Origin of the sequence: Kitasatospora sp. NPDC059817 (assembly GCF_042731835.1) — a bacterium.
In the GTDB taxonomy this organism is placed as follows: Bacteria; Actinomycetota; Actinomycetes; order Streptomycetales; family Streptomycetaceae; genus Kitasatospora.
On record NZ_JBHWIR010000126.1, the window covers coordinates 1 to 22,692 of the forward strand.

At 70.5% G+C, this 22,692-nt stretch carries 19 protein-coding genes; 7 read left to right on the forward strand and 12 right to left on the reverse strand.

Features of this window, described 5'->3' with window-relative positions; translation table 11 throughout:
• Positions 1 to 94 precede the first annotated feature (94 nt).
• Positions 95 to 1,732, reverse strand: coding sequence for a recombinase family protein (locus ACFV61_RS24440; protein WP_380493885.1), 1,638 nt, complete (start codon positions 1,730 to 1,732; stop codon positions 95 to 97).
• 540 nt (positions 1,733 to 2,272) lie between these two features.
• Between ACFV61_RS24440 and ACFV61_RS24445 the strand changes: the two genes are divergently transcribed.
• Positions 2,273 to 2,680, forward strand: coding sequence for a hypothetical protein (locus ACFV61_RS24445; RefSeq protein WP_380493887.1), 408 nt, complete (start codon positions 2,273 to 2,275; stop codon positions 2,678 to 2,680).
• Positions 2,681 to 2,799: 119 nt separating this feature from the next.
• On the opposite strand, the gene ACFV61_RS24450 is transcribed toward ACFV61_RS24445, so the two are convergent.
• Together ACFV61_RS24450 and ACFV61_RS24455 are read right to left on the reverse strand one after the other, a co-directional pair.
• Positions 2,800 to 3,363 (reverse strand): DUF1707 and FHA domain-containing protein, encoded by a 564-nt coding sequence (locus ACFV61_RS24450; protein ID WP_063347333.1) that lies wholly within the window; start codon positions 3,361 to 3,363, stop codon positions 2,800 to 2,802.
• A 166-nt stretch (positions 3,364 to 3,529) separates the two neighbouring features.
• A complete protein-coding gene (locus tag ACFV61_RS24455) occupies positions 3,530 to 4,078 on the reverse strand; it encodes a DUF1697 domain-containing protein (RefSeq protein WP_380374631.1) in 549 nt (182 codons plus the stop codon).
• An 85-nt stretch (positions 4,079 to 4,163) separates the two neighbouring features.
• Here ACFV61_RS24455 and ACFV61_RS24460 point away from each other — a divergent pair, with 85 nt between their 5' ends.
• Positions 4,164 to 4,634, forward strand: a complete 471-nt coding sequence (locus ACFV61_RS24460) for a pyridoxamine 5'-phosphate oxidase family protein (protein WP_380336642.1) — start codon at positions 4,164 to 4,166, stop codon at positions 4,632 to 4,634.
• A 48-nt stretch (positions 4,635 to 4,682) separates the two neighbouring features.
• Here ACFV61_RS24460 and ACFV61_RS24465 read toward each other — a convergent pair whose 3' ends face one another.
• A complete protein-coding gene (locus ACFV61_RS24465; protein ID WP_063347331.1) occupies positions 4,683 to 5,039 on the reverse strand; it encodes an arsenate reductase family protein in 357 nt (118 codons plus the stop codon).
• A gap of 192 nt (positions 5,040 to 5,231) precedes the next feature.
• On the opposite strand from ACFV61_RS24465, the gene ACFV61_RS24470 reads away from it, so the two are divergent.
• Together ACFV61_RS24470 and ACFV61_RS24475 are read left to right on the forward strand one after the other, a co-directional pair.
• Entirely contained in the window at positions 5,232 to 6,449 is a 1,218-nt protein-coding gene (locus tag ACFV61_RS24470) for a cytochrome P450 (RefSeq protein ID WP_380493889.1), read from the forward strand.
• Between the two features lie 208 nt (positions 6,450 to 6,657).
• Complete coding sequence (locus tag ACFV61_RS24475; RefSeq protein ID WP_380493891.1) at positions 6,658 to 7,755, forward strand: PP2C family protein-serine/threonine phosphatase; 1,098 nt, start codon at positions 6,658 to 6,660, stop codon at positions 7,753 to 7,755.
• A gap of 176 nt (positions 7,756 to 7,931) precedes the next feature.
• On the opposite strand, the gene ACFV61_RS24480 is transcribed toward ACFV61_RS24475, so the two are convergent.
• The 3 genes from ACFV61_RS24480 to ACFV61_RS24490 all read right to left on the reverse strand — a co-directional run bounded on the left by ACFV61_RS24480 (position 7,932) and on the right by ACFV61_RS24490 (position 14,843).
• Entirely contained in the window at positions 7,932 to 11,201 is a 3,270-nt protein-coding gene (locus tag ACFV61_RS24480) for an SdrD B-like domain-containing protein (protein WP_380493893.1), read from the reverse strand.
• Between the two features lie 508 nt (positions 11,202 to 11,709).
• Positions 11,710 to 14,055 (reverse strand): ABC transporter permease, encoded by a 2,346-nt coding sequence (locus ACFV61_RS24485; RefSeq protein ID WP_380493895.1) that lies wholly within the window; start codon positions 14,053 to 14,055, stop codon positions 11,710 to 11,712.
• A gap of 59 nt (positions 14,056 to 14,114) precedes the next feature.
• Positions 14,115 to 14,843 carry an ABC transporter ATP-binding protein gene (locus ACFV61_RS24490; RefSeq protein ID WP_363372124.1) on the reverse strand — a complete coding sequence of 243 codons (729 nt, stop codon included), beginning with the start codon at positions 14,841 to 14,843 and terminating at the stop codon, positions 14,115 to 14,117.
• A gap of 142 nt (positions 14,844 to 14,985) precedes the next feature.
• Here ACFV61_RS24490 and ACFV61_RS24495 point away from each other — a divergent pair, with 142 nt between their 5' ends.
• Positions 14,986 to 16,185, forward strand: a complete 1,200-nt coding sequence (locus ACFV61_RS24495) for a sensor histidine kinase (RefSeq protein WP_380374657.1) — start codon at positions 14,986 to 14,988, stop codon at positions 16,183 to 16,185.
• Positions 16,182 to 16,889, forward strand: a complete 708-nt coding sequence (locus tag ACFV61_RS24500; RefSeq protein ID WP_380336598.1) for a response regulator — start codon at positions 16,182 to 16,184, stop codon at positions 16,887 to 16,889. The genes ACFV61_RS24495 and ACFV61_RS24500 overlap by 4 nt, the downstream gene beginning before the upstream one ends.
• 214 nt (positions 16,890 to 17,103) lie before the next feature.
• On the opposite strand, the gene glnA is transcribed toward ACFV61_RS24500, so the two are convergent.
• On the reverse strand, positions 17,104 to 18,516 hold the full coding sequence (gene glnA, locus ACFV61_RS24505; protein WP_063347323.1) for a type I glutamate--ammonia ligase: 1,413 nt from the start codon (positions 18,514 to 18,516) through the stop codon (positions 17,104 to 17,106).
• Between the two features lie 263 nt (positions 18,517 to 18,779).
• On the opposite strand from glnA, the gene ACFV61_RS24510 reads away from it, so the two are divergent.
• Positions 18,780 to 19,247, forward strand: a complete 468-nt coding sequence (locus tag ACFV61_RS24510; RefSeq protein ID WP_350885262.1) for an RDD family protein — start codon at positions 18,780 to 18,782, stop codon at positions 19,245 to 19,247.
• Between the two features lie 137 nt (positions 19,248 to 19,384).
• On the opposite strand, the gene ACFV61_RS24515 is transcribed toward ACFV61_RS24510, so the two are convergent.
• From ACFV61_RS24515 to lipB, 4 genes are all read right to left on the reverse strand, one after another.
• On the reverse strand, positions 19,385 to 20,074 hold the full coding sequence (locus ACFV61_RS24515) for a DUF4191 domain-containing protein (protein WP_063347321.1): 690 nt from the start codon (positions 20,072 to 20,074) through the stop codon (positions 19,385 to 19,387).
• A 190-nt stretch (positions 20,075 to 20,264) separates the two neighbouring features.
• On the reverse strand, positions 20,265 to 20,444 hold the full coding sequence (locus tag ACFV61_RS24520; protein WP_063351061.1) for a hypothetical protein: 180 nt from the start codon (positions 20,442 to 20,444) through the stop codon (positions 20,265 to 20,267).
• A gap of 224 nt (positions 20,445 to 20,668) precedes the next feature.
• Positions 20,669 to 21,622, reverse strand: coding sequence for a lipoyl synthase (gene lipA / locus ACFV61_RS24525; protein ID WP_363372114.1), 954 nt, complete (start codon positions 21,620 to 21,622; stop codon positions 20,669 to 20,671).
• A gap of 174 nt (positions 21,623 to 21,796) precedes the next feature.
• Entirely contained in the window at positions 21,797 to 22,567 is a 771-nt protein-coding gene (gene lipB, locus ACFV61_RS24530; RefSeq protein WP_063347319.1) for a lipoyl(octanoyl) transferase LipB, read from the reverse strand.
• Between the last annotated feature and the right edge of the window lie 125 nt (positions 22,568 to 22,692).

Consider the following 22,692-nt stretch of genomic DNA (forward strand, 5'->3'; position numbering starts at 1 on the left):
CCGTGGCGGGGGGGGGGGGGGGGCCGCCCACCCCGCGGGCCCCCCGCCCCCCCCCCCCCCGCCCGAAGAGCCCGGTCCGTTCCCTGCCTGGCTGCTACTTCCACACGGGGATGAGCCTCGTGGGGTCCGGTGTTCTGCGCCCCTTCTGTCCGGGCCTCACCTGAATGGCGGAAAATGCAGTAAACAAAACCTTTCGCTTTTGTTCGAGATCATATTCTCCTGCCAGCCACTTTTTGGCTACGTCGCCAGGTGACTCGCTTCTTGCCTCTGCCGCCAGCTCAAACTTTGCGCGCTCTCGGCGGAGCTTCTTGATCTCTTTTTCTAGAGGTGGAGCCAGGCGGTAGAACATTTCGCTGCTAACTTCATTTTCGTTCCACTTCTGCTCCAGCTCGGCGAGCTTGTCGGCCCTCTCTCGCAGTTTGGCTTCATCTGGCCAGCTGACGTCAGGTGGAATGAATGTTGCTTGTGCTTGATCCAGCTTGGCGAACAATAGGCGCTCAACCTGCTTATCTACGGCAGGGCCCGATATTACATTGCGTCCGCACTTGGCGCAGTGATACTTATATGGGCTTTTCTTGCTCTTGTCCTTATTGCCACTCATTGGATAATTGCAGACACGGGTGGCGACCGTTCCGTCCGCTCGCTCTTCTGAAATCTGATACTGGCAGCGCAGCAGTGTCGAGCAGAGGTACTTGATCGTTTTGGGCGTTCCGGACTTCGGGGCGTCAGGGCCTCGGAAGGCGTATGTGCTCCCTATGCTGAATGTCGCGCATACCGCCTCCCACTTCTCGGGCGAGCAGATTTTCTCCCAGACGCCTACGATTGGTACCCCGTCCTCACTGAGGGCGATTTGGCCACGGTTTGCCCGATAGCCGGCAACACGCGGAGCGGTCATCATCTGCGTGAGTGAAGACGGAGTAATGTCGGCGCCCCGGGTTCCCTTAAGATTGCGGCGCTTGGCCTCTGCGCACAGCGTGCGTACGGCCTTTCCCTTGATGCGCTCGTCGATCGCCCAGGCAAGGTAGTCAGCTTCTGCTGGCCGCAGCGTCGTTCGGTCTTCTTCCCACCCGAAGGGCCGAGGTCCACTGTGGGGAAGGCCGTCGAGTATTCGGTCCTGATGCCAATCCCGGATGCGCCGCCTCTTTTTCATGGACTCGGCCTTGTTCACCACTGCCATGACGCCGGTTTTGATGATCTCACTTTCCTCTGTGAGATCCATCGGCCCGGAAGGAGTATAAAAAAGTCGAGTCGGGTCGAGGGTCAAAGCCTCGACAAAGTCTTCCCAGTCCCGGTCCGTACGGTGAATTCGGTCCTGGTCTACACAGATGACCCCATGAACCGGGTAGCCCTCTGGTGTATGTCCCCTGCGTAGATCCCGGAGCATCGCCTGAAAGTCCGGTCGAAAAACATCCCGCTTGAACGCGGACAGGTCATTGTCCGTGTACCGGTGGACGATTATGGCCCCGTGGCGAACTGCGTTTGTATTGTTGCGGCGGTGCTGGTTCGCAACGCCCTTGCCAGCCCGGTGGGCCGGCGTGGCAGCCTTTTTCCGCTTGCGCCAGTCATCCGAGATGCGGGAGTACGCGATGAGAAGGGCCAGGTTCGGGTACAGCCTCGCAAGCTCGTCCGGAGGGGCGAGGCCGGCGGGCCGCCCTCGCAACTCAAGATCGTTCGGCCCGGTTTCTTCGTCGGAGGTTGACTCCCTGGAGGCGCGATTGCTTATTGTAGTCAAAGTATTACTCTCAGTCTGGCATGTAGGGCGAGCCAGGCTGCCGGATCGTGCGATGAGACCGGTGGGAACCGGCTTGCGGTCGCGATGTCGCCGCGCCGCCTTCGGAGCATCGGCCAACCTGCGGCTCTGAGGCCAGGGAGGCGATCATTGGATGGCGGACGCGTTCGCCCCATTGAGTGCGGGCGAGGCAGCACCTATGCTGTTTGTTAGTTTACTGACCGCACTGGCAGGCCACCTACCAGCGCTGCATGGCGCCGCTGTGGGGCCCGGCCGGTGCGCTGGGCAGCGACCTGGGCGGTGTCGCCGACTGACCGCCGGTCCTTTTCGCGGCCCGTCGATCTACGCGCGTGGCATACCCCTGAGGCATATGCCGAGCCTTTCCGGAATCCGATACCCGCAGTTTCAACTCCCCTCGTCCCCTAGGGGATTGGACCCATCACCCTCGGGGTTGCGGCTGTTCGGGCGCTCCGGGGCCGGCCAGGGGGTGCGTACCGCCGACGGCCGATGGCGGGGCGCGTCCGGGCGCCTACCGTCGACGCCATGACCACAGCGAGCACCCCGAACTCCCACCGAACCCCTGCCCGGCGCCGTTTCGGGCCCGCCGTCCACCGCCGGGCGCTCCTCGCCGCCGGCGCCGTCCTGGCCCTCGGCGCCGGACTGACCGCCTGCGACGGCGGTGTCGCGCTCTGCCTCGACGACGACAGCTGCGACGTCGTCGTCCGCACCGACGGCACCGACGCCTTCAAGGCCCTCCAGGTCTTCGGCGGCGACCGCACCGTGAAGATGACGGTCGGCCACATCACCGACAGCACGGTCGAGGTGGCGGTCGGCGACGAACGGAAGACCGTCGGCAAGGACACCGAGACCGCCGTCGGCACGGCGAAGGTCACCCTGCGCAAGGCGGACAAGGGCGACCGCTACGCCGAACTGCACGTCACCCACGGCTGACACCGCCTGCCCGCCTGCCCGCCTGCCTGCCCGCCCGCCCGCCTGCCTGCCCGCCTGCCCGCCCGCCCGACGCCTCCCCGGCGCCCGCTCAGGCCGTACCGACCGGCCGGGGGTGCGGCTCAGTCAGAGGCGAGCCGGAACTCCAGGTTCCCGAACCGGACCTGGTCGCCCGGCCGGACCCGCACCCCGCCCGCGATCCGGCGCCCGTTCACATGCGTGCCGTTGGTCGAGCCCAGGTCGTACAGCACCCAGCCGCCGCCCTCGCGCCGCAGTTCGGCGTGCCGTCGGGAGACCGAGGCGTCGTGCAGCCGCAGCCCCGAGCCGGGAAACCGACCGATCGTCAACTGCCCTGCCCCGGTCTCCGGCAGGCTCAGCCCGGGCAGCCGTTCGGTGCGCCAGGCCCGGCGCAGCCGGTCTCCGAACGCGGAGACCCGGCCGACCGTCCGCAACAGGAAGCGCTCGACCGGGCTCCCGGTCGGCAGCCCGGTCATCGCCTCGTCCAACTCGCCCCGGCTGGTGGCGTGCAGGACGATCTCCATCCGGCCGAGGAAGGTGTCGTGCGACAGCCGTCCGCTGCCCGCTCCGTCCTTGAGCACCCCGAGCGCCTGGTCCCGTTCGGCGTCCGAGGGGCGGACCGCGCCGGAGGGCCGGACGGCGCCGGTGCGGAACTCAGGAGACGTCATGGCCCGATTGTCGGCTCGGCCGGCTCGGACTGTCCAGATCACGCCGGGTGCCGGCGCACGGTGAGTACGTCACTGCACTCCAGACGCCCGGTGCGCCACCGCGGTTCCGGGCGGCCGGGTGCCTGGGTGCCGGGGCGGGCAGAGCGAGGGGCAGGGGGTCAGGGGGTCAGCCCTTCCGGGCGGCCGCCAGGATCTTCTCGGTGGTGTGCAGGAACCGGGAGGTGACCGTACCCCGGTAGGCCTTGCCGAACAGTTCCCCGGTGACCCACTTGCCGTCCCGCAGGTGGACCACCACGTACGCGGCGCCCGGGTCGGCGCCGACCACCTCGTGGTCGCCCTTCGGCGAGAGGCGGGGGACGGCGAGGTCGGCGGGCAGCGGCTCGGAGAGGAAGGCCACGACCAGCCGGACGTCGGGCGTCACCTCGACGCCCTTGAACGGCTCGGCGGCCAGCAGCGCGGCCACCTCGTCGACCGTCCGCAGCAGCGCGGGCACCGGGTAGCCGAGGGACCGCTCCAGGTGCTCCTCGATGCGCCGGGTGAGGGCGGCGCGGTCCGGCTCGTCGGTGGTGAAGAAGACGTTGCCGCTCTGGATGTAGGAGCGCACGCCCCCGAGCCCCAACTCGGCGAAGAGCGCCCGCAGTCGCTCCATCCGCACCGTCCGGCCGCCGACGTTGATCGCCCGCAGGAACGCGATGTACGTGGTCGTGGTGGTCACCCCGCCAGTCTGGCACCGGCCCCTGACACCCGGAGGTTGCCCCTGGCGCCCGGCGGTTGTCAGTGCCCGGTGCCAGACTGGCGCCATGGTCACCTGGCAGGATTTCGAGCAGCAGGCACCCGAGCTGGCGCCGCTCGTGCGGGCCCGGTTCGAAGCCGAGAAGCACCACGTCCTGGCGACGCTGCGCAAGGACGGTTCGCCCCGGGTGAGCGGTACGGAGGTCGGCTTCGTCGGCGCCGACCTGATGCTCGGGTCGATGTACGGCTCGGCCAAGGCGCGCGACCTCCAGCGGGACGCCCGCTTCGCGCTGCACGCCCACCCGGGGGACGAGACGATGGCCGGTGGCGACTCCAAGGTCTCCGGCCGCGCGGTCGAGATCACCGACGAGGCCGAACTGTCCGCCTACGCGGCCGATCTGCCCGAGCCGCCGCCGACCGCCTTCCACGCCTTCCGGCTGGACCTGGAGCAGGTGGTGCACACCGCCGTGGGGGAGGGCCACCTGTGGATCCTCAACTGGCACCCGGGCCGACCGGTGCAGCGGATCCAGCTGCACTGACCGGCCTCGGACGCCTCGGACGCCTCGGACGCCTCGGACGCGGCGCTGCTACGGCAGGACGGACTTGACCGCCTCGGGGGTCCGGGCCACGACGGCGTGGCCGTCGTCCGCGGTGATGATCGGGCGCTGGATCAGGATCGGGTGCTCGGCCATCGCCGCGATCCAGCGATCCCGGTCCGCCGGCTCCCGGGTCCACTTCCGCATCCCCAGGTCCTTGGCGACCTGCTCGTCGATGCGGGTGATGTCCCACGGCTCCAGGCCCAGCCGCTCCAGTACCTGCTCCAGCTCGGCCGAGGTCGGCGGGTCCTCCAGGTAGCGCCGCACGGTGTACTCGGCCCCGACGGCCTCCAGCGCGCCGAGCGCCGACCGACACTTGCCGCAGCGCGGGTTGATCCAGATCTCCATATCGGCAACCCTACCGAGCCGCCCGACGGCCGGGCGCCAACCCGCCCGGCCCGGCGCCCCCGCCGGACGCGCACCCGGGCCGACGCCGGGCGAGCCCCCGGCCCGGCCCGGTACCCCCGCCGGACGGGAACTCCGCTGCACCCTCCGGTGGTTCACGCACCAGGAACGTGGCCTCTGGGAGGGGAGCACCGGATGGACGGCGCGGCGATCATCGAGGAACTGCTGACCAGCGAGGGCCGGGCCGACCCGTACCCGCTGTACGCGCGGGCACATGCGCTGGGCGCGGCGGTGCCCGCCGGGCCGGACACCTTCCTGGTGACCGGCCACACCGCGGCCGACAAGGTGCTGCGCACCCCCGCCTTCGCCGTCGCGACCGCCGACATGATGGCCGAGCTGACCCCGGAATTCGCCGAGCACCCGTCGATGGCGCTGTTCGGCCGCTCGATCCTGCAGCGCAACGCGCCCGACCACCCCCGGGTCCGCTCGCTGATCGCCTCGGTCTTCACCGCCCGTCGGGTGGCCGCGCTGCGCCCGGCGGTGGAGGCGGCGGTCGCCGGGCTGCTGGACGAGATGGCCGAGCAGGGCGCCGACGGCTCGCCGGTGGACTTCATGGACGCCTTCGCCTTCCGGCTGCCGGTCGGGGTGATCTGCGAACTGCTCGGCGTCCCCGAGCGGGACCGCTACCGCTTCCGCGACCTCGCCTCCGACCTCACCGTCGCCCTGGAGTTCATCGACGACCGCTCCGAGCTCACCAAGGCTGACCAGGCCGCCGGCGAACTGGCCGGCTACTTCACCGAGCTGGCCGCCGAGCGCCTCGCCCGCCCGCAGGACGACCTGGTCACCGACCTGGCCCGGATCGCCGCCGACGACCCGGAGCGGCTGCCCGCCCGAGAGCTGCTGGCCAACCTGGTGCTGCTGCTGGTGGCCGGCTTCGAGACCACCACCAACCTGCTCGGCAACGGCCTGGCCCTGCTGTTCCGCCACCCGGAGGCGGCCGCCGGGCTGCGCAGCGGCGCGATCACCCCGGCAGGCTTCACCGACGAGGTGCTGCGCTTCGACTCCCCGGTCCAGCTCACCTCCCGGGTGGCGCTGGCCGAGGGGCTGGCCGTCGACGGGCTGCCCGTGCCGGTCGGCAACGTGGCGCTTCTGCTGCTCGGCGCGGCCAACCACGACCCGGCCCGGTACGACCGCCCGGAGGTGTTCGACCCGACCCGGCGGGACAGCCAGCCGCTGAGCTTCGGCGGCGGCCCGCACTACTGCCTGGGCGCCCAGCTGGCCCGGCTGGAGGCCGAGGTCGCGGTGCCCGCCCTGCTCGACCGCTTCCCCCGGCTGGCCCAAGGCGGCGTGCCGGTCCGGCGGGACCGCCTGGTCCTGCGGGGCTTCGAGACCCTGCCGGTGATCGTCCGCTGACGACCGTCTCGCCGCTGACCGCCCACCGACCCGGCTGCCAGCCGGGGCGGGGGTCGTCACCGTCCGCCGACCGGCCCTGACGCCCCGCTTCCGGGCCCGGTCGGCCCCGGAAACCGGGACGTTCGGCCATTCGTGGCCGGGTCCTCCGTAGGAGAGCATGGAGGGACGAACCGGTCATACCGGACTGGTCGGCCGGGAGGACCCCACCGTGCCCGTAGCACCCCGCCCGGAGCATCCGGCGGCCGTGGAACCCCGGGCACCGCGCTGGGTGCCCTGGCTGCCGGTGCTCCTGCTGCTGCTCGACCTGGCCGCCGAGGCGATCGTCCCGGACGCGGTCGCGGCCGGCTTCCTGCTGACCGCGCTGCCCGTGGTGGCGGCGTTCAGCTACGGCCCGGCGCTGACCGCCACCACCACGGTCGGCGCCCTGGCGCTGCAACTGGTGCTGGCCGTGCGGGCGGGCCACATCAACGAGCAGCACCACGTCTGGGTCTACATCGCCACGCTGCTCTCCGGGGTGATGGGCACCGCCCTGTCCTGGCAGCGGACCCGGCAGAACCGCACCCTGCTGCACGCCCGTACCGTCGCCGAGACCCTGCAGCGCACCGTGCTGCGCCCGGTGCCCGAGCGGGCGGGCGGCCTGCGGGTGGCTGGCCTCTACCGCCCGGCCCAGGCCGAGGTCCTGGTCGGCGGGGACCTGTACGAGGTGTGCGACACCCGCTTCGGCGTCCGGGTGCTGCTCGGCGACGTCCGCGGCAAGGGCCTCGGCGCCGTCCGTACGGTGGCCGACGTGCTCGGCGCCTTCCGGGCGACCGCGCACGACACCCCCGACCTGGTCGACCTCGCCGACCAGCTGGACCGTGCCGTCCTGCGCGACGCCGCCGACCGGGGCGACGACGAGCTGTTCGTCACCGCCGTCCTGCTGCAGTACCGGCCGGGCTCCGACTGCGTGGAGATCGTCAACCGGGGCCACACCACCCCGCTGCTGCTCACCGAGCACACCATCACCCCGGTGTCCTGCGCGGACGAGCTCCCGCTCGGCCTCGCCCACCTCGGGCGCCCCGACGAGCGCGGCAAGCCGACCGCCGTCGCCCTGCCCCCGGGCCACACCGTCCTGCTCTACACCGACGGCGTGAGCGAGGCCCGCGACGCCACCGGCGCCTTCTACCCGCTGGCCCCCCGGCTGGCCGCCCTCGGCACTACCTCGCCCGACCGGCTGGTCTCCTTCCTGGCCCAGGACGTCCACGAGTACGCCGGCCTGCTCGCCGACGACCTCGCCGTCCTGGCGCTCACCCCGGAGCGCCCGTAGGCCTTCCCCGGGTGAACTCCCGCAGCCCGAGCCCCCGGTTCCAGCCCTGCCCGCCCGCCCGCCTGCCTGCCGGACTGCCCGACTGCCTGCCCGCCTGCCTCCGACAACGCGCCAGTGGCGCCGCTGGGGGCGGCGCCACTGGTGTCGGTCGGGTGTTCAGTTGCCCGTCGTCGGTGTCAGCTGTGTCGTCCGGGTCGGCGGTAGACCATCGCGCACAGCGCCACACCGCCCAGGACGGCGAGGGCGCCGAGGGCTGAGATCAACGCGTCGGGCGCCGAGCCGCCGGTGTTGGGCAGCGTCCCGCCGCTCGCCGACGGACTCGCGCTGTGGGTCGGGCCGGCGGTCGGGGTCGTACTGCCGGACGGGGTCGCGGTCGGCGAGGGGGACGGCGTCGGCGAGGGCGAGGACGTCGGCGACGGGGACGGGGACGGGGACGGCGAGGAGGACGGCGACGGGGAAGGGGACGGTGACCCGGTGGGGGTGGTCGGCAGGATCACGCCCATGTCGAGGTCGAGGTCGCGCTGCCCTCCGCTGAGCGTGACGGTCTGGGTGATGCCGGTGGCCGGGTCGGCGTCCGAGTCCTTGGCCGGATCGGTGCCGACGCCCCGCTTGGTGACGGTGGCGCCGGCGGGCAGGGTGGACAGGTCGAACTGCACCGCGTAGCTGCCGTCGGGCAGGTGGTCGAAGAGGTAGTGGCCGTTCTGGTCGGTCACCGTGGTGACCGGCTTGCCGTTCTTGTCGCGGACGGGCTGGCCGTTGCCATCGAGCAGCTTCACGGTGACGCCGGCGATGCCCGGGTCGCCGGGCTTCTGGATGCCGGAGCCGTCCACGTCCTGCCAGACGAAGTCGCCGAGCGCGTTGTCGGAGGGCTTGATCTGCTTGACGGCGACGCCGACCTTGGCCGGCTCGGCGGGCAGCAGCTGGCGGCCGCTGGCGTCGGTGGCGGTGAAGGCGAAGCTGTTCCAGGCGTACTCCCCGTCGGGGGCGTCCACCGAGGCGACCATGGGCCAGGTCAGGGTGAAGGCCTCGCCGGAGGCCAGGCTGCCGGGGCGGCGGACCCGGAACCAGGTGGCCGTTCCCGGGCCGGGGAAGGTGCTGCTCCAGGTGGCGCCGGCGTTGCAGCCGGTCCGGTTGACCAGGGCGGCGTCGACGCACGGGTTGGGGTCGGTGGTGTACTCGATCCCCACGGTCGGGTCGCTGGTGGTGATCGGCTGGCTCAGCGACGGCGTCCAGGCGCTGCCGCGCGGAGCGTCCTGGGTGAGGACGTAGTTGTCGCCCGGGGTGGGGAGCCTGTCGTAGGCGATGAAGTCGGTGACCGGGTCGGGGGAGTCGTTGCGGACGGTCATCCGGTAGGAGATCCGGCCGCCGGGGGTGGCGCTGCCGATGCTGACGTAGTCGGCGTCCAGGTCGCCCATGACCTCCTTGTACGAGCGCAGCACGCTCGGCACGTCCACCTGGATCCGGGAGGAGTCGTGGCACATGAGCTCGGAGGTGTCGCCGTTGCCGTTGAGGTCCAGCAGGTCCGGGACACCGCTGTCGGAGCCGGAGAACATGCAGGCGACCGGCGCGGTCGGGTGGTCGACGGTGACGTAGAGGTCGTTGGTCAGCTCGCCGGAGCGGATGCTGCTGGCGACCTGGACGTCGAAGAGCATCCGGTAGGCCAGCGCGTCGTGCAGGTACATCATGTCGGGCGCGCCGGGCGGCCATTCCATCCGGACGATCTGGCGGCCGTCCGGGCCGGGGGTGACGGTGATCGACTGGGGGGCCTTGGCATCCGGGTAGGCCGGGTCGGGCCGGGCCGAGCCCTCGACGTAGACGACACCGGCCGGGAGCACGTCGTACAGCACGAGCGGGCGGGTCAGGTCGCGACCGCTGCGGTTGTACGGGATCACCTGGAAGGTCGCCATGCCGCCGGGTGCGGACAGCTCGCCGGCGACGGTGGTCTTGGCCGCGCCGAGGTTGGTCGCGGCGGTGACGGTGGTCGAGGCGCAGGCGTTGGCGGCGGAGGTGCTGGTGCCGTCGCCGGCGGTGGTGTCCAGACAGTTGGTCAGCGGGCTGGGGGCCGGGCGCCCGTCGTGGCCGGGGGTGACGACCTGGGCGATCACCTGCACCGAGTTGCCCGGGCTCCAACCGGTCGGGATGGGGCCGTCCCAGGTGAACCTGAGGCCGTCGAGCCAGCGGCCGGCCGGGATGCCCAGCTCGTCGCGGGCCGGGTCGCCGGCGCCCTGGACGAAGGTGATCCGGCGGGTGCTGGAGCCGTCCAACGGGCTGGACGGGCTGAAGGTCAGCCAGGTCGGGTCGCCGTCGAGGCGGTACTGCAGGGTGAGCCCGATGCTGGTCGGGTTCCACGGCTCCAGCTGGAGGGACTGCGGGAAGAGCCAGTTGTACAGGCCGTCGGTGGTGCCGGCGCCGGGATCGGTCATGGTCAGGCTGGTGGCCGGGCCGGAGGTGTTGGTGGCCGACAGGCTGAAGGAGTTGATGTCACCGGAGGTGACGCCGTCGCGCCACACCTTGCTGGCGGTCACCGTCACACCGGTGGCCGGGGGCCGGAACTGGCCGGTGGTGGTGCCGGCGGTGTCGAGCTTGCGCTCGGCGTCCGGCCCGATCGGGTCGCCGTACAGGTCCACGGTGTTGTCGGAGGTCGTCCCGTCCGGGAAGTCGGCCTCCGGGTAGTTGACGACCAGCACGCCCGGCAGTCGGCAGCCGCCGCGGCCGTTGCCGGAGCGGAACTCCCCGATGTCGTAGCCCCAGGTGTTGGGGCCGGGCGCGACCTGGCTCCAGCCGGGCGAGCGGCCGGTGTCCACCACGGCGCCGGGCGGCAGGGTGTCCAGCAGCCGGCTGGTGTTCAGGTCGACGTTGGGCACCAGGTCGGTGGCGCAGGCGCTGAACTGGTAGGTGACGGTGCGCCCGTCGCCGCTGGAGGTCTGGATGCCCTTGGTCACCGTGTACTGCGGCTGCACCTGGGCCTTGGTGTCGGCGGAGGCGGTCTGGCTGGGCTCACCGGTGGCCGTCATGGTGGCCGAGTTGGTGGAGGCCGCCCCGTCGGGAGTGGTGAAGTTCGGGTACTTCATCGTCACCGTGATGGTGGCGGTGGTGCCCGGACTGAGGTCCTTGAGCCTGATGTCCATGGCGCCGCCCATCGCCCCCGCGGCGGGCACGGTGGAGGCGGCCTGGTCCACCGACGAGGGGTCGGGCGTCCAGCCGACGAACTGCATGTTCGACGGCAGGGTGTCGGTGATCCGCCCGTTGGTGCACTCGGTGATGGAGCAGGTGTACCGGAGGGTGTAGGTGACGTTCTCCCCCGGGGAGGCGGTCGCCTTGTCGACGGTTTTGGTGAAAGAGATCGCGGCCTGGGCCGGCGGCGCCAGCACGCTGCTGCCGAGCAGCGAACCGGCCAGCAGGGCCAGCACCGAGGCGATCCGCCCGGTCCGGAAGTGAATGCGCATCTGGGAAGTTCATCCGACCGCCCGACCGTCCTTCCCCCGACGCAACGCACACCCCCCCACTTCCACCCGATCGGCCGCACCTGCCGACAGGGCCCCGCCGCGCCCGAGAAGAGTGCGACGGGGCCCTGAACAGGCTCCATGCCCGCACCGGCAACCGCGATTTAGAGGTCGTAGTGCAGCTCGAACATGCCTCTGACCTGCGCAAATGATGGTCGCATGGAAGATCATTTCACAGCCAGTGCACACGCGGGGGCTTCAACGGATGAGATGAGTCGAGAAGTGCGGAGCAGTGACGAGGGATCGCGTTGGCTGGTCGCTGCAGGGCGCTACGCAGTGCTACCGAACTTCGAACCGGCTCGTATGCGCCGTCCACATTGCTCGCGTCATCCAGTGCCTCTGTGTTGAGGGGAAACGCCGGAATGCCGACCTCCCGAGGGTATCGACCGGGGAGGTCGGCATCGGCGTTCTTGCCGCGGCGACCAGCGGCTCTGCTCGGTCCTGCTCGGTCCTACTCGGTCCGCAGCGCGGTGGCGGTCCGCGACCGGGCCGCCCAGCCGGCCGGCAGCAGTGCCCCGAGCAGGGCGATCACGATCCCGCCGGCCAGCAGGGGGATGAGCAGCCCGGCGGTGTAGGTGTGGGTCACGCTCGGCGGCAGGTGCCGGCCGATCGCGTTCCCCATCGGGTTCAGCGTCGCCTTCTCCACCGCGACCCCGAGCGGGACCCCGATCAGCCCGGCGATCAGGCCGGTGAGTGTCACCGAGGTCAGGACCATCGCGATGGTCTGCTTGGGTGTCATCCCGAGGGCCTTGAGGATCCCCAGGTCATGGACCCGCTCCCGGGTGTCCTGCACCACCATGCTCAGCACCCCGAGCGCGGCGACCGCGGTCATCATCAGCGTGAGCGTGGCCACCAGGGCGCTCATGGTGAGCACCACGATGTTTTTGCCCGAGCTCGAGTTCGACTGGACCGAGGCGTTCAGCGGGGTCAGCGCGGCGGCGGCCGAGGTGGACCAGTCCGATCCGTTGACGTTGTCGGTCAGCTCGACGTTGAACTGGTCGATGTGCGGGGGCAGACCGGCGGCGGTGAAGGTGGCCGCATCCGTCATGACGGTGTAGTCGCCCTGGTTGGTGTCGAAGTTGATGCCGACGACCTTCAGCGGCAGTTGCTTGTTCTGCTGCGTCACGGTGACGTCGTCACCGACGTGGATTCCCGCCGTCGTGGCCAGCTTGTCGCCGACCACGGCCTCGCCGGGCGCCGAGTACCAGCGGCCGGACACCAGCTCCAGGTGCGTCCAGGAGAAGTCGCCGGTGACCGTGAACACCTTCGGCGGTTCGCCGCCGGGCGGAGCGCCGACCATGGCGGCGCCGCTTTCGCCCCAGCCGAACGCGGCCTTCGTGCCCGGGATTCCGGCGAGCGCGGCGGCCACCTTGGCGGCGTCCAGGTGCGGGGTGCGCGGGTCGTTGGGGCCGTAGAGACCCCAGGGCACGCCCACGTCGGCTGTGGGTATCGCGATCTCCGACGCGACGTTGAAGCCTGAGGTGCTGGCGTCCAGGTACTTGTTGAACCCGGTCCCCAGCCCCACCGCGAATGTGGCACTCACCACGCCGAACAGCACCGCCGTACCGACCAGGACGGCCCGGGCCGGCCGGGCGAACGGCTGGGCCAGCCCCAGCGACATGGCCCGGGGCAGCGGCAGCCGCGAGGCCAGACGCTGCGCCGCCTGACCGCCTCCGGCCTTGGGGGCGCGGCCGACCACCAGGGCCCGCACCGTCGACATCCGGCCGGCTCGCAGTGCCGGGATCAAAGCTGTGACGCCGACGGTCAGCAGGGTGCCCAGCGACACCACGGCGCTGACCCACAACGGAATCGTGGTACGGGCCGCGCCGAGCTGCTTGGTGGCCCCGTCCAGGATCGGCACAGCCAGGAGGTTGCCGAAAACCGTGCCGAGCACCACGCCGAGTGTCGCCGGGATCATGGCCTGCGCGGTGTAGGCGCGGGCCACCTGCGAAGGGGTGAAGCCCAACGACTTCAGAATCCCGATGCGCCGGATTCCCGAGGCCACAGCCCCGCTGACCACGATCGAGATGATCAGCACCGACATGAACAGCCCGAGGATCCCGAAGCCGATCAGGAACGGCACGTAGGCCTTGGCGTTGCCGGTCGCCTGCTGCTCCGTGGTCAGGTACGACTGTCCGCCCTCGACCGCACCGGCCGGCGCGGCGGCGGCCACCGCCTGCTTGTCGGTGGCGATGTCGGTGGCGGTCCCGGCCTCGGCGAACCGGTAGAGCATCTGCTCGTCGGACTTGGCACCGGCGGCGGTGAGCCGCGCGAAACCGTCGGCGGTGGCGAAGGCGGTCGCGCTGTCGGTCACCGAGCCGCCGAAGCCGACGACCTTGAACGACGGCTTGCCCGGCAGGGAGGAGAACACCACTGAACTGCCGAAGCAGTCGGTGGCATAGTGCTGCCACGGCAGGGCGATCTCGTCCGGGCTCGTCGGCCAGCGCCCCTGGGTCAGCGCCAGTTGGTCCATCCCGGAGGTGCTGCCCAGGTCGGGCCGGGTGGTGACGGTGATCGGATGGTTGTCGGTACCGGCGAAATCGTTCTTGGGGCAGTCCGTGCCGATGGTTGTGTCCAGGGCGGCGGCGACCGGGTACGGCCCGGCCGCCTCGGTGACGCCGGCGGCGTGCGCGGTGGCGGCGGCCTGCGCGGCCGTGACCTTCGAACTGTCGAACTGGACCGCCAGGTGCGCCCCGTTCCGGGCACTGAAAGCGTGCTCGAACGGGGCCTGTACGACAGTCAGCAGACCGAGGGAGAGTACTGAGGACGTCACCGCGGCGAACGTGGTCAGGGCCATGACGATGGACTGGACCCGACGGCGGCCCACGCCGGAACGTACGACCTTGCCCAGGGCGCTCACCGGACCGCTCCCGCCGAGCTGTTGACGGTGGCGCCGCCGGCGGTGTTGACCACGTCCCGCTCGACCGCGCCGTCCACCAACTCGATCGTGCGGCGCGCGGTGCTCGCGGCCAACTGCACGTCGTGGGTGACCAGCAGGATGGTCTGGCCATCGCTGTTCAGCTCCAGCAGCAGCTGGCGCACGTCCTCGGCCGAGCTCGAGTCCAGGGCGCCGGTCGGCTCATCGGCCAGCAGCAGCGCCGGCTCGTTCATCAGGGCCCTGGCCACCGCCACCCGCTGCCGTTGCCCGCCGGACAGCCGCTGCGGATAGGCATTGACATGCCGGTCGATGTCCAGCGAGCCGAGCAGCTCGACGGCCCGCCGCTGCGCTTCGCGCTTGCCCATCCCGGCCAGCTGTGCCGGAACCATGACGTTGTCCAATACGGTCAGGTCGTCCAGCAGGTTGAAGAACTGGAAGATCATGCCGATGGAGGCCCGGCGGTACTTCGCCGAACCGGCCTCGCCGAGCTGGTCGACGCGGGTGCCGTCGACGGTCACGGTGCCACTGGAAGGCTTGTCCAGACCCGCGATCAGGTTCAGCAGCGTGGACTTGCCACTGCCGGAATGGCCGAGGATCGCCACGCACTCACCAGCCGCCACGGACAAGGTGACGCCGGCCAGTGCGGGTGGGCCGTCGTCGTACTTCTTCGTCGCGTCGCGGAGATCGATCATCGGTGCATTCGTCATGACCATGAACCTAGGAACGGACCACGATCCACCGCGTCGGCTGGCGGATGTCACCTCTTCCCAGGTCATCGGCCCGGGGGCGTATCCGGCGTACATCCCCGGGGCGACGCGCAGAGCCGATGCCACTGAATACGATCTCCGTATGGAACAGCTTCTCCAGCGTCTCTCGACATCGAAGCGCGTGACCTGGCTGACGTCACAGGCCGTGGTACTCGCCACTGCCTGCTTGTACGCGCTGATGCTCCCCTTGACGATGCCGACCCCTGAGAACGGCCTGTTCCGGTTCCCCGACCTCGAGCCCGCCCAGATGATCGGTCTGTACATCGTGCTCGCCCTGCCGGTTCTGCTGGTGCGCCGCCTGCCGGCGGCGGTCTTCGCGGCGGTTCTGGGCGAAACAGTCCTCGGCGACGCCTTCGGTGCGCGGCCCTCGATCGTGTTCGTCCTGCTCGTCGGCTTGGGCGGGTACCTCGCCGTCCGGCGGCCGAAGGCTGCCGCCGTCGGCTCCGTCGCGGGCGTCGCGGCCGCGCTCGTCAACGACATCCACACCCGCGAGCAGTCCGTCAGCGACGCGGTCCAGTGGGCCGGGGGGTTCGCGTTGTGGTTCGCGGTCGCGTGGGTCTTCGGGGGCGTGTATCGCAAACGCCGTGAATACCTCGAAGCCCTGCAGGAGCAGACCGCGGCCCGCGTCGTCTTGGCCGAGCGGCTGCGGATCGCCCGCGAGCTGCACGACAGTGTCGCGCACAGCATCGGGATCATCACGGTGCTGTCGGGAGCGGCGGCGCGGGTCGTGGAGACCAAGCCCGAGCAGACGCGGCAGGCGCTGACCGGCATCGAGACCACCAGCCGGGAGACGCTGCTGGAGCTGCAGCGCATGCTCGGGGCGCTCCGCCGCGCCGAGCCGGATGACGCCATGCCGCAGGCCGCTCCGCTGGCGCCGGCCAGCAGCCTGGCCGACGTCCCGCAGCTCGCCGAACGCACGGCCGGCGCCGGGGTGCGGGTCCATGTGACCTGGCGGGGCGAGCGGCGTCCACTGCCGCCGGAGATCGAACTGTCGGCGTTCCGGATCGTCCAGGAGTCGGTGACGAACGTGGTGCGGCATTCCGGTGCACGGACGTGCCGGGTCGCGGTCGGTTACGAGCCGGAAGGGGTGACGATCGAGGTGGTGGACGACGGGGACGACGGTCTCGGCGGGCCGGGCCGTCCGAGGTTCACGGCGGGGGCCGGCGGCAGCGGCTTCGGCCTGCTCGGCATGCGCGAGCGGGTGACGTTGCTGTCCGGCCAGTTCAGCGCGGGCCGGCGTTCGGAGGGCGGATTCCGGGTGGCTGCGAGGCTCCCGGCATGAGCGTGCGGGTGCTGCTGGTAGACGACCAGCCGCTGATGCTGGTCGGGCTCGGGATCCTGATCGGCGACACCGACGACCTGGAGGTGGTCGGCCAGGCCGGCGACGGCCGCGAGGCGGTGCGCCTGGTGCGTGAACTGCGGCCGGACGTCGTGGTGATGGACATCCGGATGCCGGATATGGACGGGATCGAGGCGACCCGGCAGGCGACCGCCGAACCGGACCCGCCCAAGGTCTTGGTGCTGACGACCTTCGACGACGACGAGTACGTCTACGGCGCACTGCGCGCCGGGGCCAGCGGATTCCTGCTCAAGAGCATGGCCCTGGACGCGATCCTGGGAGCGATCCGCGTGGTGGCCGCGGGCGACGCGCTGATCGCACCGAGCGTGACCCGACGGCTGATCGCGGACTTCGCCGGGACGTCCCGCCCCGCGGCCCCCGAACCGGACGCCGAGCCCGCTGCGGACCCACGTCTCCTCGCGGGGATCACCGACCGGGAGCGCGAGGTGCTGGCACTGGTCGGACAGGGACTGTCGAACACTGAGATAGCCGAGCGGCTGGTGATCAGCGCGGCGACCGCGAAGACGCATGTCGCGCGCCTGTTCGCCAAGCTCGAAGCCCGGGACCGCGTCCACCTGGCGATCGTCGCCTTCGAAGCCGGACTCATGCCGCGTAGACGGTCCGGACTCATGCCGCGTAGACGGTAGGGACAGGATCAGAAGAACGAGGCGGCGCTGCCCGAGCCGCCGGCACTACACAGAACTCCTGCGGAGATCGAACCCAGTGGACTCTGATTCCACATCGCGAGCCCCAGGGGTGTCGCAGCCGACCCCTCTCCAGGCGTTTCCGCAGGTCAGAACCTTGTCTGACCTGCGGAAACGATGAGAGGTCGAACTGCGTTTCCGCAGGTCGGAGGAGCTTCTACAGGTCGTAGTACAGCTCGAACTCGTGGGGGTGGGGGCGGAGGGCGATGGGGGCGATCTCGTTGGTGCGCTTGAAGTCGATCCAGGTCTCGATCAGGTCCGGGGTGAAGACGTTGCCGGCGAGCAGGTACTCGTGGTCGGCTTCCAGGGCGTCGAGGACGGCCGGGAGGGAGGCGGGTACCTGCGGGACGTTGGCGTGCTCCTCGGGGGCGAGCTCGTAGAGGTCCTTGTCGACCGGCTCCAGCGGTTCGATCTTGTTGCGGATGCCGTCGAGGCCGGCCATCAGCATGGCGGCGAAGGCCAGGTACGGGTTGGAGGAGGGGTCGGGCGCGCGGAACTCGATGCGCTTGGCCTTGGCGTTGGAGCCGGTGATCGGGATGCGGATCGCGGCCGAGCGGTTGCGCTGGGAGTAGACGAGGTTGACCGGCGCCTCGAAGCCCGGGACCAGGCGGTGGTAGGAGTTCACCGACGGGTTGGTGAAGGCCAGCAGCGAGGGGGCGTGCCGGAGCAGGCCGCCGATGTAGTAGCGGGCGGTGTCGGAGAGGCCGGCGTAGCCCTGCTCGTCGTAGAAGAGCGGCGAGCCCTCGGTCCACAGCGACTGGTGGACGTGCATGCCCGAGCCGTTGTCGCCGAAGATCGGCTTGGGCATGAAGGTGGCCGTCTTGCCGTTGCGCCAGGCGACGTTCTTGATGATGTACTTGAACAGCATCAGGTCGTCGGCGGCGTGCAGCAGGGTGTTGAACTTGTAGTTGATCTCGGCCTGGCCGGCCGTGCCGACCTCGTGGTGCTGGCGCTCGACTTCGAGGCCGGACTTGGCCAGTTCGAGCGACATCTCGGCCCGCAGGTCGGCGAAGTGGTCCACCGGCGGGGTGGGGAAGTAGCCGCCCTTGTACTTGACCTTGTAGCCGCGGACGTCGCCCTCGGCGGCGCCGGAGTTCCAGGCGCCGGCCTCCGAGTCGATGTGGTAGAAGGACGCGTTGGCGCTGGTCTCGAAGCGGACCGAGTCGAAGACGTAGAACTCGGCCTCGGGCCCGAAGAACGCGGTGTCGGCGATGCCGGAGGAGGCGAGGTAGGCCTCGGCCTTCTTGGCGACGTTGCGCGGGTCGCGGCTGTAGGCCTCGCCGGTGACCGGGTCCTGGATGAAGAAGTTGATGTTGAGGTGCTTCTCGACCCGGAAGGGGTCGAGCCGAGCCGTGGCGAGGTCCGGGACCAGGGCCATGTCGGACTCGTGGATGGCCTGGAAGCCGCGGATCGACGAGCCGTCGAACATCAGGATCTCGGATGGGTCGAAGGTCGCCGCAGGTACGGAGAAGTGCTGCATGACGCCAGGCAGATCGCAGAAGCGGACATCGACGAACTTCACGTCGTTGTCCTGAATGAACTGCTTCACTTCGGCGGCGTTGTTGAACATCCATCCTCCTCGGCGTGCGAATGGGGCTCACCCTAGGAACGGGCCGTTTCCGGCCGGTGACCCGGCCGTTTCATAAATGTTAACCACGCCCGCCGATCGGGTGGCAAAGATGTACGGGACGGGGCAAAGCGCACCGCCGTCAGGCTCGGCTCTCCACAAGTGGTCTGGACCACTTGGAAAGCTCCGGCGGCACGATTCACCCGCCCGTGGCGTTCGGGGGAGCCGGTGGCGGCGCGGACGGGTCGCCCGGTTAGTGTGGATTCGTGGACACCAGAGAAGCGTTGGGATCGTGGATCGACGGCCCGAAGGCGGCCGCCGAGAAGATGGGAGCCGACTTCGGCTTCCGCGGCGAGCGCCTCGGCCTGCCCAAGGAGGGCCCCGGCTCGATCGCGGGCCCGGGCCGCCGGATCGGCGCCCTGTTCGTGGACGGCTGGCTGGTCGCCCTGATCGCCTACGGGCTGATCGGCAAGGGCAGCCCGGCCGAGGCGAACCTGTGGACCAGCCCGCTCTACTTCCTGGTCGCGGCGGTGCTGCTCGCCACCACCGGGACGACCGTCGGCAAGCGGCTGTTCGGCCTCCGGGTGATCCGTCTGGACGGCGGCCGCGCGACCATCCCGCAGGTGCTGCTGCGCACCCTGCTGCTCTGCCTGGTGGTGCCGCCGCTGGTCTGGGACCGCGACACCCGCGGTCTGCACGACAAGGCGGTCGGCACCGTCGAGGTCCGGATCTAGTCCGGATCTGTCGAGGTCCGGATCCAGTCCGGAACCCAGCCTGGATCCAGGGCCGGACGGCCTTGCCGCACAACACTGAACGGCCCCGCTGCGGGATCTCCGCGGCGGGGCCGTTCAGTGTTGTGGTCGGGGGAGCGTCAGCGGGCCTGGCCGCCCTTGGGCATCCGGGCACCCTTGGGCATCGGGCCCTTGGGGATCGGCGCCTTGGAGAGCAGGTCGCCCAGGGCGCGCAGACGGTCGTTGGTCTCGGTGACCTGGGACGCGGTGATGGCGCGGGGCAGTCGCATCAGGTGGATCTGCAGCTTCTTGAGCGGGATCTCGCCCTCGCCGGTACCCACCACGATGTCGTGCACCGGCACGTCGCCGACGACCCGGGCCATCTTCTTCTTCTCGGAGGCCAGCAGCTGGCGCACCCGGTTCGGGTTGCCTTCGCCGATCAGCGCGATTCCGGCCCGGCCCACCGCGCGGTAGACCGCGTCCTGGTTGCGGGTGACCGCGACCGGGGTGGAGTTGGAGCTCCAGCCGCGTCGGATGTTGTTCAGCACCGCCGCAACGGCGCCCGGCTGCCCCTCCATCTGTCCGAACGCCGCGCGTTCGGCCCGGCGCCCGAAGACGATCGCCATGGCCAGGAAGGCCACGATGAAGCCCAGGATGCCCAGGTAGATCGGGTGGTCGATTGCGAAGCCGATGGCGAGGAACACGCCGAAGGTCAGCAGGCCGACGCCGGCGATGATCAGGCCGATCTTGGTGTCGACCTTCTTGGTCATGGTGTAAGCCAGGCGGATCTGCTTCAGTCGCCCGGGGTTCTCGGATGTTTCCCTCGCCATAACGCTCATGGTACGTGGCACGGGTACGGGATATCCAAGCCCGGGTACCCGTTCGCCTCGATCCGTGACTCGTGTGCCCTGTGCCGTCGCACACAGCGACCGTCGGCCGCGGCGAACGGCCCCCGGCGCGGCCGCGTCGAGAACGTCACCGTCGAGGACCATCGAGAACCGCTGAGAACCGTCGAGGACGTCACCGTCGTGGCGGTGACGTCGTCGCCGCCCGCGCGTCGTGTCGGCGGTCCGCCGCGTACCGGCGGTTCTCGCAGACCGCCGCCCAGGCGTTGCGCCGGGCCTGCTGCTGGCCACCCGCCAGCAGGACGCTCTCGGCGAGCCGCAGCGCGACCCCCACCGACCGGATGCGCATCCGCATGCCGAACAGCTCCCCTCGTGGCTGAGAAGAATCGAACGATCGCAACGAGTCCATCGTCACCATCCCGTGTTACCAGGCGGTGACCAGGCAGTCAAAGTGCGGTGAAACCGAAAGGGCGGAGCCGAGGCTCCGCCCTTCGCTCGCGCACCGGATGGCTCAAAAGCACCGGATCAGCAGGATCATCAGAATCTGCTGGCTCATTCAGCCCAGCCGACCCGGCCGGATCAGACCGCGGCCTGCGCGCGCCGCTCCAGCGCCTGCCGGTACAGCCGCCCGGCCCGGTAGGAGGAGCGCACCAGCGGGCCCGACATGACCCCGGCGAAGCCCAGCTCCTCGGCCTCCTGCTGGAGCTCGACGAACTCGTGCGGCTTGACCCAGCGCTCCACCGGGTGGTGGCGCAGCGAGGGACGCAGGTACTGGGTGATGGTGATCAGCTCGCAGCCGGCGCCGACCAGGTCGGCCAGCGCCTGGCTGACCTCCTCGCGGGTCTCGCCCATGCCGAGGATCAGGTTGGACTTGGTGACCAGCCCGGCCGCGCGGGCCTGGGTGATGACGTCGAGCGAGCGCTCGTAGCGGAAGGCCGGGCGGATCCGCTTGAAGATCCGCGGCACCGTCTCGACGTTGTGCGCGAGCACCTCGGGGCGGGAGGAGAAGACCTCGGCCAGCTGCTCGGGCACCGCGTTGAAGTCGGGGATCAGCAGCTCGACGCCGGTGCGGCCGCTCTCGCGGTCGGCGGTCAGCGCGTGCACCTGGCGCACGGTCTCGGCGTACAGCCAGGCGCCGCCGTCCGGCAGGTCGTCGCGGGCGACGCCGGTGATGGTGGCGTAGTTGAGGTCCATCGTGACGATGGACTCGGCGACCCGGCGCGGCTCGTCCCGGTCGAAATCGGCGGGCTTGCCGGTGTCGATCTGGCAGAAGTCGCAGCGGCGGGTGCACTGGTCGCCGCCGATGAGGAAGGTCGCCTCGCGGTCCTCCCAGCACTCGAAGATGTTGGGGCAGCCGGCTTCCTGGCAGACGGTGTGCAGCCCCTCCTTCTTCACCAGCGACTGGAGGGCGTTGTACTCCGGCCCCATCTTCGCGCGGGTCTTGATCCACTCGGGCTTCCGCTCGATGGGGGTCTCGCTGTTGCGGACCTCCAGGCGGAGCAGCTTCCTGCCGTCGGGCGCGACAGCGGACACGTGCGACTCCTAGAACTAGACGGGGTACCCCCAGGGTACGCCTGTGGTTGTAAGGCCTTCGCGCGGCCTGTTGCCCCGCAATCGCAGGGCAACAGCGCTACTGGCCGGTAGATTCCCGGGGGGCAATCCGGAGTGGGGCCCGGGGAAGAGCCCGGGCGAGGACCCGGGCCCGGGTCAGCGGGTGAGCGCGGGTTCGGGCAGCTCGGCGAACACGTCCGCCAGGTGCCGCTCGACCACCGGCAGCGCCTCGCCGACGGTGAAGTCGCGCCCCAGCTCGCCGGCGAGCGAGGCGACGCCGGCGTCCCGGATGCCGCACGGCACGATCCGGTCGAACCAGGTCATGTCGGGGTCGCAGTTGAGCGCGAAGCCGTGCATGGTGACCCCGCGGGCGACCCGGACGCCGATCGCGGCGAGCTTGCGGTCGTCGCCGCGCTGGCCGGCGTTGGACGGCGCGTACTCGGGGCCGGCCAGCCGCGGGTCGATGCCCAGCGGCAGGCCCATCCGCAGGGTCAGCTTGCCGATGTCCACCACCTGCGCCGGGTCCACCACGGCGTCCGGAATGGAATCGCCCAGCACCCAGACGCCGCTGCGGCCCTCGACCCGGGTGGTGCCGACGCCGAACCCGGCGCAGGCGCGGATCAGCGCCTCCTCCAGCCGGCGGACGTAGGCGACCACGTCGATCGGGTCGGGCAGCTTGACGATGGGGTAGCCGACCAGCTGGCCGGGGCCGTGCCAGGTGATCTCCCCGCCGCGGTTGACCTCGACCACCGGGGTGCCGTCCAGCGGCAGGTCGGCGGGGTTGGTGCGCTTGCCCATCGTGTAGACGGGCTGGTGCTCCAGCAGCAGCACGGTGTCGGGGATCTCGTCCGCGACCCGCAGCGCGTGCAGGCGCTGCTGTTCCTCCCAGGCCTCCTGGTAGGCGATGGCGCCCTCGCCTGTCCCCATTCGAACGAAACGCACGTTCTCGCTCACCGCTGCCGCTCCTTGCCAGGCGTTCGAGACCAACCTCGCCACTGTACGCCCACGCCCGTGCGGGCGGTTCAGCCGCCCGTACGGCCAGTACGGACGAC

Bases quoted from the DNA above. Each gene is read 5' to 3' on its own strand.
- ACFV61_RS24445 (WP_380493887.1), top strand. From the start codon at position 2,273: ATGACCACAGCGAGCACCCCGAACTCCCACCGAACCCCTGCCCGGCGC.
- ACFV61_RS24450 (WP_063347333.1), bottom strand. From the start codon at position 3,363: ATGACGTCTCCTGAGTTCCGCACCGGCGCCGTCCGGCCCTCCGGCGCG.
- ACFV61_RS24460 (WP_380336642.1), top strand. From the start codon at position 4,164: ATGGTCACCTGGCAGGATTTCGAGCAGCAGGCACCCGAGCTGGCGCCG.
- ACFV61_RS24465 (WP_063347331.1), bottom strand. From the start codon at position 5,039: ATGGAGATCTGGATCAACCCGCGCTGCGGCAAGTGTCGGTCGGCGCTC.
- ACFV61_RS24470 (WP_380493889.1), top strand. From the start codon at position 5,232: ATGGACGGCGCGGCGATCATCGAGGAACTGCTGACCAGCGAGGGCCGG.
- ACFV61_RS24480 (WP_380493893.1), bottom strand. From the start codon at position 11,201: ATGCGCATTCACTTCCGGACCGGGCGGATCGCCTCGGTGCTGGCCCTG.
- ACFV61_RS24485 (WP_380493895.1), bottom strand. From the start codon at position 14,055: ATGGCCCTGACCACGTTCGCCGCGGTGACGTCCTCAGTACTCTCCCTC.
- ACFV61_RS24490 (WP_363372124.1), bottom strand. From the start codon at position 14,843: ATGACGAATGCACCGATGATCGATCTCCGCGACGCGACGAAGAAGTAC.
- ACFV61_RS24495 (WP_380374657.1), top strand. From the start codon at position 14,986: ATGGAACAGCTTCTCCAGCGTCTCTCGACATCGAAGCGCGTGACCTGG.
- ACFV61_RS24500 (WP_380336598.1), top strand. From the start codon at position 16,182: ATGAGCGTGCGGGTGCTGCTGGTAGACGACCAGCCGCTGATGCTGGTC.
- glnA (WP_063347323.1), bottom strand. From the start codon at position 18,516: ATGTTCAACAACGCCGCCGAAGTGAAGCAGTTCATTCAGGACAACGAC.
- ACFV61_RS24515 (WP_063347321.1), bottom strand. From the start codon at position 20,074: ATGGCGAGGGAAACATCCGAGAACCCCGGGCGACTGAAGCAGATCCGC.
- ACFV61_RS24520 (WP_063351061.1), bottom strand. From the start codon at position 20,444: ATGCGGATGCGCATCCGGTCGGTGGGGGTCGCGCTGCGGCTCGCCGAG.
- lipB (WP_063347319.1), bottom strand. From the start codon at position 22,567: ATGGGGACAGGCGAGGGCGCCATCGCCTACCAGGAGGCCTGGGAGGAA.